General features: G+C 39.8%; 14 protein-coding genes. 2 read left to right on the plus strand and 12 right to left on the minus strand.

The annotated features are described in order from the left end of the window. Window positions 1-66: 66 nt before the first annotated feature. On the minus strand, window positions 67-1,017 hold the full coding sequence (locus tag FPV17_RS11990; RefSeq protein WP_144559128.1) for a dipeptidase: 951 nt from the start codon (window positions 1,015-1,017) through the stop codon (window positions 67-69). Window positions 1,018-1,091: 74 nt separating this feature from the next. Here FPV17_RS11990 and FPV17_RS11995 point away from each other — a divergent pair, with 74 nt between their 5' ends. Both FPV17_RS11995 and FPV17_RS12000 read left to right on the plus strand, forming a co-directional pair. Continuing rightward, window positions 1,092-1,511 carry an Hsp20/alpha crystallin family protein gene (locus FPV17_RS11995; RefSeq protein WP_035397229.1) on the plus strand — a complete coding sequence of 140 codons (420 nt, stop codon included), beginning with the start codon at window positions 1,092-1,094 and terminating at the stop codon, window positions 1,509-1,511. A 15-nt stretch (window positions 1,512-1,526) separates the two neighbouring features. Beyond that, a complete protein-coding gene (locus FPV17_RS12000) occupies window positions 1,527-1,817 on the plus strand; it encodes a YppG family protein (RefSeq protein WP_035397227.1) in 291 nt (96 codons plus the stop codon). Window positions 1,818-1,853: 36 nt separating this feature from the next. Here FPV17_RS12000 and FPV17_RS12005 read toward each other — a convergent pair whose 3' ends face one another. The 11 genes from FPV17_RS12005 to FPV17_RS12055 all read right to left on the minus strand — a co-directional run bounded on the left by FPV17_RS12005 (window position 1,854) and on the right by FPV17_RS12055 (window position 11,937). Next, window positions 1,854-2,165, minus strand: a complete 312-nt coding sequence (locus FPV17_RS12005; RefSeq protein ID WP_081762356.1) for an iron-sulfur cluster biosynthesis family protein — start codon at window positions 2,163-2,165, stop codon at window positions 1,854-1,856. Between the two features lie 9 nt (window positions 2,166-2,174). Next, the gene (locus FPV17_RS12010; protein WP_144559129.1) at window positions 2,175-3,401 is read right to left on the minus strand and encodes an EAL domain-containing protein; all 1,227 of its coding nucleotides are present in this window, start codon (window positions 3,399-3,401) and stop codon (window positions 2,175-2,177) included. Window positions 3,402-3,434: 33 nt separating this feature from the next. Beyond that, window positions 3,435-4,286 carry an alpha/beta fold hydrolase gene (locus FPV17_RS12015; protein ID WP_144559130.1) on the minus strand — a complete coding sequence of 284 codons (852 nt, stop codon included), beginning with the start codon at window positions 4,284-4,286 and terminating at the stop codon, window positions 3,435-3,437. Window positions 4,287-4,337: 51 nt separating this feature from the next. Beyond that, window positions 4,338-5,252, minus strand: coding sequence for a homoserine O-acetyltransferase MetA (gene metA / locus FPV17_RS12020; RefSeq protein ID WP_035397221.1), 915 nt, complete (start codon window positions 5,250-5,252; stop codon window positions 4,338-4,340). A 168-nt stretch (window positions 5,253-5,420) separates the two neighbouring features. Continuing rightward, window positions 5,421-5,888 carry a DUF4352 domain-containing protein gene (locus tag FPV17_RS12025; protein ID WP_186370615.1) on the minus strand — a complete coding sequence of 156 codons (468 nt, stop codon included), beginning with the start codon at window positions 5,886-5,888 and terminating at the stop codon, window positions 5,421-5,423. 101 nt (window positions 5,889-5,989) lie between these two features. Further along, window positions 5,990-6,817, minus strand: a complete 828-nt coding sequence (gene nadE / locus FPV17_RS12030; protein ID WP_035397245.1) for an NAD(+) synthase — start codon at window positions 6,815-6,817, stop codon at window positions 5,990-5,992. A 314-nt stretch (window positions 6,818-7,131) separates the two neighbouring features. Then, window positions 7,132-7,557, minus strand: a complete 426-nt coding sequence (locus tag FPV17_RS12035) for an acyl-CoA thioesterase (RefSeq protein ID WP_274272733.1) — start codon at window positions 7,555-7,557, stop codon at window positions 7,132-7,134. 110 nt (window positions 7,558-7,667) lie between these two features. Further along, complete coding sequence (locus FPV17_RS12040; protein ID WP_186370616.1) at window positions 7,668-9,875, minus strand: AAA family ATPase; 2,208 nt, start codon at window positions 9,873-9,875, stop codon at window positions 7,668-7,670. A 10-nt stretch (window positions 9,876-9,885) separates the two neighbouring features. Further along, window positions 9,886-11,511 carry a CopD family protein gene (locus FPV17_RS12045; protein WP_144559133.1) on the minus strand — a complete coding sequence of 542 codons (1,626 nt, stop codon included), beginning with the start codon at window positions 11,509-11,511 and terminating at the stop codon, window positions 9,886-9,888. Window positions 11,512-11,616: 105 nt separating this feature from the next. Next, on the minus strand, window positions 11,617-11,754 hold the full coding sequence (locus FPV17_RS12050; protein ID WP_035397213.1) for an acid-soluble spore protein N: 138 nt from the start codon (window positions 11,752-11,754) through the stop codon (window positions 11,617-11,619). A gap of 54 nt (window positions 11,755-11,808) precedes the next feature. Next, window positions 11,809-11,937, minus strand: coding sequence for an FbpB family small basic protein (locus FPV17_RS12055; protein ID WP_081762353.1), 129 nt, complete (start codon window positions 11,935-11,937; stop codon window positions 11,809-11,811). Between the last annotated feature and the right edge of the window lie 187 nt (window positions 11,938-12,124).

Consider the following 12,124-nt stretch of genomic DNA (forward strand, 5'->3'; position numbering starts at 1 on the left):
TATAGTCATCTCTGTTTTATATCGGTTACTAGGCTGAAAGTGTTTAGCTCATGCTCACGCTTTCCATTATTTTTGTAAATCAAATGTAAGAGGGTCAATTTTATCGACAACTTTCTGATAGAAATTCCGATAAAAAAAGCCGTTTAAATCGTGATCACTATAGTAGCGGCTTAATTGTTCTAGCAACGCAGGATACTTGCTTGCATTTTCGAGCCCTTTTACATGAAAATGAATGCCATCAAAATCCGAGCCAAAGCCAATATGGGCGATACCACCTAAACTACCAATGTGATCAATGTGAGTTAGTAAGTCTTTGATCGTTGCACCCTTTTCATCCTTTACAAACTTTGGAAAAAACACTAACCCAATAAAAGCATCTTTTTGAATGAGTGCGGTTAGTTGTTCATTACGCAAATTGCGATCGTGTGGACAGCAAGCATAGCTATTCGAATGGCTTGCCATTGTCAGGAGAGAGAGATCGACAACATCCCAAAATGCCTGGATACTTAAATGTGATACATCATTTATTACTTGATAACGATTGTTTAATGCAACAACTTCTTCTCCATAACGGGTTAGTCCAGCTCCTCTTCTTTCACCAATTCCATCGGCACACGCATTTACCCCGTTCCAAGTGAGTCCAATGGAAATGACACCTTGTTCATAGAGCCAATGCAATTTTCCTATATCGTGACCAACTGCGTCCATTCCTTCAAGGGCAAGAACAGCTCCAATCTCTCCTTCTTTTAAAAGGTCAATGTCTCTTAAAGAACGAAGGTGAACCATTCGAGGTTCAATTAAGACCCGCTCATAGAAATGGTTGATTTGCTGTTGAACAACAGAAAATTTATTTTCTTCTGACACTTCATCCGGAACCCATATCGCAAAAAATTGCACTTTAACCCGTCCAGCTTTCAATCGTGTCAAGCTTGTGTCCAATTCCCCATTTACAAATGAAAGAGACGGGCGTTTCCAAAGCTTCAATAGCGCATCACAATGAGTATCGACTACATTCATCGTATCACCTTTCCCTTTCTTACACATATGATAAACCATCTGAACTCGTTGCTAGCCTTTTAGGAGGGTTATACATGAAAAACTTGTTTTCAAAAGACCGACAGCAACCGAATTTATTAGGCTCTATTGATCAATTTTTCCAACAAACGTTAAACCATTTACCACGACCCTTTACGCAAAGGATTATTCCAGTAAGAGTAGAAGAATCAGTTAAAGCATACACCATTATTGCTGATTTGCCTGGCATTGAAAAAAACGCCATTCATCTGCGCAGCCATTACCAATCACTTATGATTACAATTGAAGAGAAAGAACAAGTGGCGACCTTGGATGAAAAAGGGCATACGCTGTCTGAGCAGCAATCTGTTTCCATTCGTGAGCGGAGTGTTCCAGTACCATTTTCCTTTAGCGAAGCCGATATCCATGCTCACTATGCAAACGGTCAACTTACAATCACGATTAAAAAGAATGAAAAACCTATTTCGATTGATTAAAAAGGAGGAGAAATAATGTTCCAACAAAGACGACATCCCCACACCATGATGCACCCACCACACGATCAGGTAAGAAGAGGTAGACCACCTCAACATCAGCCGAGATACAATGGTGTACAGCAAGTTCATCCTTCACAATGGCAAGGACAGCAACCGAAAAAAAGAAGTGCGTGGTCAGCACCATTCACGAATTCAGAGGGACGATTTGATATTTCCAGAACCGCGTCTTCTGTTGATCAGTTTGTTAAAACCTTTCAACAGGTGACACCGATCGTGTCCAAAGTCGGTCGCTTTTTTAAACCATAGAGGTAGGGAGTTCCCTGCCTCTATAGCTAATGATGTTTAGCGCTTTTCCTGAGGTTTTACTTTCTGAGCATAAGCAAGTGTGCCTCTTGGCGCGAGTAACTTTAATCCTTGAGCGTGAACAAAATCGATTTTAATGGTCTGCCCAATCTCTTCTTCAGCCTTGGCATCATAAAGAAATGTTATTCCCTCTATTTCTTTCTTCTGATCTCCTTTCTGTTCGACTCCCTCTTGTAAGTAAAATTCAATCATCGTACTGCATTCATATGTGTCTCGAGCCACCACTCGAACTGTAGAAAATTGCTTCTCTTTTAAGTGCGCCGCTGCTTTATCGGTTAGGTTAATCTCCATTCTCTCACCTCATAATAAGTCGTTTTGGTCAAATAAATAACGATACGGAATGTCAATAAAGATGTAGAGCGCGTCGGACAATGGGTATGAGTAAGTCCGAATCTGCTCGTCTTTATCAATATCTGTATAGAGATCCGATAAAATACCTTTCTTCTCTACATTCATTCGGACAATGTTTTCAAGAAAATATGGCCTCCAGCTCCAATTCTTCGCCTTGCTCTCCGTCCGTAAATACCAATTGCCACATTCGTCTTTTTCACCGTTACTTGACTCTTGATACCCGTTTTCATTACAAATATAAACACGGAATGTGTAATTCGTTAACGCGTTTGCAATGGTTAATACCATTCCATCAAGAGACTCGTTTTGAGGTATTCCTTTTAACACTTGTTTTAACGACGACGTAAGTTCATTTGATAATGTCAACTGTGCTTCTACTTTCTTTCGCTCGAATGCTATAAAATGATTCATGTCTTTCATGAGTTGAACTTGCTCTATTGGCTCGTTAGGATTAGAGGGAACCGCTTTTTGCAAATAGCTGCCTTGGTAGTAACGTCCCCCATTTCGCCATGCATAATTAAGTTGGGCGAAAGACGTAATCCCATTAAATAATAGCGTTGAACCAATTTTCCGTGCCAATGATGAAAGCGAATGGTGAATATCACTATACATACTAGGCAAGGCATTTTCTTGTAAAAAGCCACAGCTTACACGGATGACGTTGGGACGAATCTGACTAATAAATTCTAACTGTGAGGTGGTGGTATCTTCAGCATCAAGGGCAATTTGGATGCCTAAGCTTTGAATGTACATAATCGTATGCTTTACATCAATTAGTTCTTCTAAAGAGCGATCAAACCCAATAATCACAACGATTTGGTGTAAAGACATTCCCTTATCTTTCATTTTCGTTAATCGCGCTAGTAACGTTTCTCCATTATCAACTTCTAATAGTTTGCTATTGTAATGAAAGAATAATGTCAAAGGCTCTTCTGTATGGAATTGCGCTTCCAGTGTATCAAATGCTCTGGCTTGCAAGTGATCTTCCATTTCAATTCGATACTCTCTTGGAATGTCATGATCATCGAAAAACCAAGTTACGTTCATCGGTTTATCGTTTTCAACCCAGTATGCCTCCACTTCGTAACCAATAATTTTCTGTGTGTCTGCACTAATGATAGGTAAGAAATAAGGAACCACATGGTCTTTATTCATCATAATATCAAGAGGGTCCACAAGATCGCCTCCTTTTTATGAAAGTAAGTGTTTTTAATGATGAACGGAGAGTAAGAAGTGCTTAACTCTCTTATTCACTTGCTTTGGCTTTTCTTCTAAAAGTAAATGACCGCATTGCTTAATAACATGTATACGGCTATTATGAAGATCACGATGAAGGGCATAGCTTGTTTCAATGGAGATAAGTGGATCTTCCATCCCCGAAAGAATGAGCACTGGTTGGTGAATCTGATGAAGCTGCGCTTGCGACAAATCCCCTTCCCGCTGCCGAGTTAATTGGATTAAACCATTTATAAATAATGGATCTGAAAGCGGCCCTTCATAATTGGCAATCATATCCGCGGATAAGCACCGTTTATTGTAAACAGCGTCTTGCAAAAAGAGTCGCACTTGAGGTTTCCGATAGTGCATGACCCAGTTTAAACTTTTTTCTATCAAAGGAAAATATGTAGCAACTTGAAATGGTTTCTTTACCGGCTTTAAATAGCCAGAACTCGCAAGTAACGAAATACTTATCACTCTGTCGGGCTGACGGTAAGCGAGGTAAAGGGCAATTTGACCACCCATCGAATGCCCGAGTACGTGAAACGAATCTACATGTAGTTGGGTCATTAATTCCCCAAGCTGATCCGCATAAGCGGAAAATGAATAAACGGATCCATTTCCTTTCGAACTGCGACCGAAGCCTGGCAAGTCACAGCAAATAAGATCATACTCTTCACGCAAGGCTGGAATAACACGGTAAAAACATGTGACTGAAGCGAAAATTCCGTGAATCAGTAACAAGGTTCCTTTTTTTGGCTTTATGCTTTTAAACCATTCATAATAGATGCTCGCTTCATGAATGTGCAAATAAGACGCTTGATCTGGTTTACGTTTTGACATGTTGATCACTCCCGTACGCTTAGGATGTACGAGAATTGGTAAATCAAAACGTTAAGATTCGTCTAAATGGTAAGGTGTTTCTTGGTATACATAATAATTTAACCAATTTGAAAATAGCAAGTTCGAATGCGCTCTCCACTGAAGAGGTGGTAACGCTTCAGGGTTTTCATTTGGAAAGTAATTAATTGGCATTTGACATGCCCCACCTTGCTTGATGTCTCGTTCGTATTCTTTCTTCAACGTATGTGCATCATATTCAGCATGTCCCATTACAAAAATACGTTTTCCATCTTTCGAAGAAGCGATATAAACACCGGCTTCATCCGATGAGCTTAGCACTTCCAATTCTGATATTTCCTCTATATCTTGTCGGTGGATCGTCGTATGACGAGAATGAGGAGCAAGAAAATAATCGTCAAAACCACGAAGTAAATTAACGTTTGGGACGTTCACCGTATGATTATAAATGCCAAACAGTTTTGTATTTAATGGACGCTTCCGAATTTGGTAATGATGGTAAAGAGCTGCTTGTGCTCCCCAACAAATGTGAAGGGTTGATGTCACATTTGTCGTCGTCCAATCTAAGATTGACTTCATCTCGTCCCAGTAGTGGACATCATCGAAAGGCAAAGTCTCTACAGGTGCACCCGTAATAATCATGCCATCAAATTTTAGCGATTTAATTTCACTAATCGTTTTATAAAATTGTTGTAAATGTTCTTTTGACGTATTTTTTGGCTGGTGACTACTTGGATGTAAAAGGGATACATCTATTTGTAGTGGCGTATTTCCAAGCAGGCGAATCAATTGTGTCTCCGTCTCTTGCTTCGTCGGCATTAAGTTTAAAATACATATCTTCAGAGGTCGAATATCTTGTTGATAGGCACGTGATTCATCCATCACAAAGATATTTTCTTTTAACAACTTCTCCTTTGCTGGTAAGTGATCAGGAATTTTAATTGGCATAAAACGTCTCTCCTAAACGAACCCATCATTTCGATTTTTCATTAATCTTACCGTAAGAATTTTCTAATTTCAACAAATGCGCTTGTTAAAAAAGAAAAACAAGCAAAAAAGCGCATGTGCGCTTTTTTGCTTTGCCTCCTATTTCAATCTTGCCTAGTCGTACTTGCTTTACTCGAGTTCCAGTGGAAACACTAGTTGTCCACCACGAAAGTGATCACTGTAAACAAACTCAAGCGCTGTATTCTTTGGAACGATAAATGCAATTTCTCCGGAAACAGAGCGCCCGCTTTCTAATTGTCCACCAATAATTCCTTTTGTTTCAATACGCTCAGCATGACTATATGCATAATGCTCTTCATCGACTAACGTAAGATTGATCGGCAGGAAGCTAATACTAGATTCTCTCGTGTTCTCTGCTGTTAAATCTACTTTCACTAGTTGCTCTGTATCGCTATGTTCCGAAACACTAACACCATTAAGTGTAACGTACACTCCATTTAATCCCTGCGTTTCCGATTCATCCTGATGATCGGATGCCGTTGGTTCAGTTGAATCGTTCGTCACACCTAACGTTACGACTAAAATGATGAGTAAGCATGCAAGTAAGCTTAATAATACAAGGATTTTGCCTTTCATTACGTTCCCTCTCCTTAACATATGTACAAATTTCTTTCTCTACCCTATGCTCGGAACTGGTTAATCATACATATGTTTAGTAAAAGAGTAAATAAGACTTATTACTCCCACCAATGATCATAGATCGTGACTGGTGTTTGTCGTTTATGTTCTGTCATAGCATAGCGTGACTCTATTTTTTGAGCGATCTCTTGGTCTACTTGCTTTCCTTCCAAGTAATCATCAATTTGCTCATATGAAATGCCTAATGCTTCTTCATCTGGTAAACCAGGCTTGTCATCTTCCAAGTCAGCCGTCGGGACTTTCGTATAAAGCGATTCTGGTGCTGCTAATGTTTCAAGTAACTGCTTTCCTTGGCGCTTCGTTAAACCAAACAGAGGTGCAACATCACACGCACCATCACCAAATTTAGTAAAGAAGCCCGTTACAGCCTCTGCTGCGTGATCCGTTCCAATAACAAGAGCACGGTAATGAGCCGCTAGGTCAAACTGCACTTTCATTCGTTCTCGAGCTTTTGTATTTCCCTTTAAGAATGTTGATAATTGAGACTGTGTCGCTGCTTGAAAAGCTTCAACCGATGCTTCAACAGCACCTTTTATATTCACTGTTAGAACTTGATCTGCTTCAATATAAGAAAGAGCAAGCTGGGCATCATCTTCATCATGCTGCTCTCCATAAGGCAAGCGAACTGCATAAAATTGATAGCTTTCGTCTTGTTCCTCTTCTCGTAGTTCCGTTACAGCTAGTTGCGCAAGTTTTGCTGCAAGAGTCGAGTCTTGACCTCCAGATATGCCAAGCACATAGCCTTTTGTTCCCGTTTTGATTGCGTATGATTTAAGGAATTCAACTCGTTTTCGAATCTCTTCTGTTGGATCAATGGTCTCTTTTGAGAATAAGTCTTTTCGAATACGATCTTGGTTAACGTCCATTTGTGCACACTCCATCCGTTTGTTGAATTGAGAAAGCTGTGTTAATAACCCTTCGCTCTGCAAAATGGCTTCTTGCGTCTCCCCTAATAAATCAAAGTGGGAAAGTTCATCTCGCTGATGAATCCACTCTTTCTTTAAGCCATATTGCTTTCCCCAATGAATTAGTTTCTCTCGATCTTCACAAGCCACTTTTGTTACAGTGTTCGCATTTGGAAAACGCGCATCGTACCAATAGTGCGTGATAAAAGCAATTTTACCATTTCTAGCTTCCTGTTTCCACTTTGTCAAATCACGTCGGTTAATTCCAAACGCCATTAACGCTCCTCCATTAGACGGTTATACGTTTCATACCATTCAGGGAATGCTCGCTTAAACGGAACTGGCTTAAAAGTATCCTTTTTCACAATAACGTGGGTTGTATAACCCGTCACACATACATCATCATGCTGATTTTTAATTTCATATTGGTAAATCGTTTTAACGCCATCATTTAGGGATAGCCACGTTGTAATAGTTGCTTCATCTCCATAGACGAGAGGCTTTTTATACGTTGCATAAACATCATATACAGGTGCGTAATACCCAGCTCGCTCCATTTCAACATAACTATAGCCAGCTTCTTGTATAAAAGTGGTTCTTCCTAGTTCAAAAAACTTAATGTAGTTTGCGTGATAAACAACACCCATCATGTCGGTATCCGCGTATTGGGGCGTGATAATTTTGCTAACCAAATGTGGCACTGCCTATCCTCACCTTTCTCACTTTCGTCGCTTTTTATACCTTGTCCTAACACTTGGTATTCACTCATAGTATAGCATAATGACCTCTTAAAAAAGAAGCAAGTGTGCTTTTAAGAAAGTGACTTTTCAGGGTCATCATTCACTTTCGTTGAATCCATAAACTGCGTAACATCTTTTAATTCAATGGTAAGCGCTATATCTGTCTCCTCTGTCGTTCGCAAGGCATGCGCTTGAATGATCTCCTCGAAAAACCAGTCAATATAGCGACCATTCCCTGAGATCGTTGTTTTTGATAAATGATTTTCTATTGCGTCGAACGCTTCGTCTGACCAAGTATATCCATATGCAGTTAACTTTTGCTTTAACATGTCTGCCAATTGGCTCGATGTATATGGACGAAATTCGATTTCTTTTCGAATACGTGAGCGCAAACCAGGGTTACTGTTCAGTAACGTTTGAATTTCATTTTGATAGCCAGCAAATATAAGGACGAGGTTTTCCTCATGTTCTGTCATCGCTTGGGTTAACATCGTAATCGCTTCCTTGCCAAAATCATTCTCTCCGCCTTGAGCAAGTGCATAGGCTTCATCAATAAAGAGAACTCCACCTAATGCATCTTGAATAACTTGACTTGTTTTAATGGCTGTTTGACCAACATATCCTCCTACTAAATCACTTCTAGAAACCGTAACAAGATGACCCCGTTTTAATAACCCAATCTCATTTAAAGCTTCCGCATAAAGAGTGGCAACAGTTGTTTTACCTGTTCCTGGCGGTCCACTAAATACAGTATGGAGCGGCATCGGCGGTACAGGTAAATTCATGCGCCTACGCGATTCTTTTACTTTTGCGAAAGAAGTCAATTTATTCAACTCTGCTTTTACCTGTTCAAGACCAACGAGTTGATTAAGCTTTTGTAGCGCTTGTCCTGTTTTCGAGGGTTGCTTTGTTTGCACATGTTGCTCCTCGATTAAAACAAAGTCTCGCTCTGTTGTATGATAACCTTGAGATCCTTTTTCAAATATTGCTTTTTTGACTATATCTTCAACAACACGTGCATTCCCAAACGACTGATCGATTTCCAATCGCTCTATTTCTGCTTTCACTTTTTGTAGAGCAGCATTTGTGAACACAAAATCAACATCAAGCGCTTTTTTTTCAGCAATTTGTAAGAGTTCTGATTCCGTATAATTCGGCAAATCAATATGATTTTGCTCAGGAAATCGACTTGCTAGACCAGGGTTAGCACGAATAAACCCTCGCATCTCTTGCGGATAGCCTGCTAAAATAACAGCAAATTTTCCTGCATACGTTTCGCTGGTCATAGCTGATACAAGTGTATCAATAACGGCTTGACCATAATCGTTTCCTGACTGACCCTCACGTTTTAAGCTGTATGCCTCATCGATAAATAACACACCACCTACCGCTCGCTCAATAGCTGCCATCGTTTGCTCTTCTGTTTGACCTACGTAGCCTGCAACAAGAGAAGCACGGTCCACTTCATACACGGTCGGTTTTTCAAGCATTCCTAATTCGTAGTAAATCGAAGCGAGTAAACGTGCAATGGACGTTTTACCAGTACCTGGATTCCCTGTTACAACCATATTCAGGTTTAACAGATCGTTGGAAGACAGACCTATTTCTTCCCGATTCTTTTGGTATTTCAAAAAAGCATAAAGCTTTTTGACTCGACTTTTCACATCAGTCAAACCAATCATTTCTTCCAGCTGAGCCAATGCTGATGTCTGCTTCTCTCCTAGAGCTTCATCCATCTCTTTGTTCACTTTGTCTTGTAGCTCATTCACACTATCAAGTTGCTTCTTTAATTGGGCAAACTGACTTTTTGAATAATAATTTCCTTGAAAACTCGCTAACAATTGCTGACTACTGTCATTTAACTCTTTTATATTGTTTAATAGCATCTTGCCATGTTTTTTTGCAAGAGAGGCTTCCTTCCCTTCTACTTGAGCAATCCAGTCTTGACTTCGCGTATTGACCTGCTCCACTTTTTGTTTTTTCACTCGGGCTTGATCTGTTTCTCTAAGCTGGGGCCATGAACGACGAATCCTTTCGTCTTGAGCCCAAGAAACGAGCAGCTGTTTTTGCGTCAGCTCGTCTAAAAACTTGTTAAAGGAGCCATCATCCTCTAATTCCTGTTTCCATTTCTCTGTAAATAAATCCATTTCTTGCTTACGTTCAAACCGCAACGAAACAAGTTTAGCTAGTTCATTTCGGTTGTTTTCATCCTCTATATTTTCTAGTCGTTTTCGCCAAAGTTGTGCTTCTTCTGCTAATTTCTCATTTGTTGTCGCCATGTCATTCCTCCTAATGGACATGCCCTTCATGTACGAATTGGCGTTTTTCTATCACCCGAACCTTTTGTCCATCTTCATCAAGTAATTCGTACTGATGAGGCTCTTCCAATGTCCCATTCATGCTCTGTACATAAAAGAATACGTGATCATCAACAGGAACTTCAACCGATTCATTTGAAAATTGGATACGTACTCGTTCAATATCTTCTGTGACATAGCCAAGGGTCACGTACGTACTAATCGTTTCAACATCCACCCATTCATTTTCTATGAACATGAAGGTATCCATAAATTGTTCACCACCTGTTAGAAAGCCATTCTCTAGCTCCACTTCAGCATCTAAATATTTCCGATACCCGTCAGGCTCCTTTTTTAATCGTTCCGCAACAAGGTGGCGTTCATTTTCTTGAAAAATAACGGCAAATGAATCTTCATCTATTGGCCACGTTGTTAAAATCGTAAGTTCAGCCCCTTCTCGGTTGACTGCAATTGCCTCTTCTACAGAATCATGGACAGTTAAATTAACAGGGATTTCACCTGGAGCTGTACTAGTCATTAAACCTAGATAAAATGCGCTCACAAATAAGATCGCTGCTCCTACACTATACGTTGTTTGTCTCCATCTCCAAGCAACAAAGAGACCAAGGAAAAAGACTATTACGGAAAAACCTAGCAATAAGCCTGACCAAAGGGAAGGCGAAAATGCAATTAGTTGATTCTCAATCAGTGGTTCATTTAAGAAAAATTGCATTACAGGATTAAATGGTTCGTTTTGCAGAGTTCGTAACACATTATGAGGTGGTTCCGTTTCCGTTAACCACGCTGTAACAATAAAAACAGCTAAAACAAAAAGAGATTCGGCACGAAACGAGCGTTGGCGTTCACGCATAGATAATGAAACTCCTTTTCCACTAAGGGTAACAAGGTGACGAAACCCGAAAAGTAAAAGTGGGAAAATGAGGATGTTCTTAATGAGTAACAGCTGACCATATGTCAGCATCCAACTATTCACATATTCAGGTGCGATTTCTCCCATCATGACAAACCCACTCGTTGATACGAGCAGCAAACTAAACACGGCAAGTGCGGAAAACCATTGATGAAATTTCTGACCGTCTTCTAACCGTGCCCCATATAGGCTGACGATAAATAACGGACCCGCCCAGAGTGACATCGCCAATAAATGAATCCCGTTCGATAATGCCCCTGTTACATACCCTTCTGTTAAAGACGCACTATGACTGGATAAACTCACTGCTACAATAATGCCTAGAAAAAAAAGTAGCTGCAAACTTATAACAACGTATCGATTCCATTTTTTAGTTAAAACGAATAACACCAACTGTGCGCTTGAAAACAGAAGAACGAGTAAAAAACTAGTTCCTAAAATATGTTCTCCCATCGCCGTCAGTGTCCCGTCTAAAAGCGACGTATCAAAAAACGTCGCATATGTTGAACCAAGTACGAGGACGTTTCCAAACTGTAGAAGCGGAATAGCAAGTATAACGCTAAGTAAAAACCATGGGTGAAGCTTCCCTTCCACACCTCTCCCTTTTGGCACCATTTGAATAAGTAATAACCCTGCCAACAATGCAAGGCTTGTATACATAAGCGCATTTAAGATCATTTCAGTCATATTATTCTCCCCTATTAAACGATTCCACTTTTATTTTAACAGGCAGAGGGCTATTCTAGTTACTTTTTACTAAATCGACAAAAAACCGTCGAGATCTCGACGGTTTTATCCTTTAGGAGGAATATAATCTGGCTGACGATTTGATTTCGTCGCGACTTTCTTTCCATTATTTCGGTTAGACTTTCGCGGCTGTGTTCCTAAATGGTCTGGAGTAAATTGGGCAAATCGGTTTTTTTCACTCACAAAACATCCCCCCTTGTATCTAGTCTTTCACAGAAGAGGATTTTTTACATTAGTTTATTTTGGCAATGCATGCTTTTGTTCAAATCGTTCTTCCAAACGATTTACTTCAGCCTGATCTTGAATTAATCGTTCTTTGTTCTGCTTTACTAGCTGATCAAACGGTAATCTTCCAACTCTTCTCATTCTCAATCACCTCGTTTTTATATACAGTATTACACCTTTAGAAACGTTTTAAACCTTCTTTCGATGTAAAAAGATGAATATTCAACAAATTTTGCACATAGCATGTAATGAAAGGGGTGAATCATGTGATTGACTTAGAACAACTGTCTTTAGAGATAGAAGAAACACTTCAAAGACCACTTATAGA

The sequence above is a fragment of the Shouchella miscanthi genome (genome assembly GCF_007725405.1).
In the GTDB taxonomy this organism is placed as follows: domain Bacteria; phylum Bacillota; class Bacilli; order Bacillales; family Bacillaceae_D; genus Shouchella; species Shouchella hunanensis.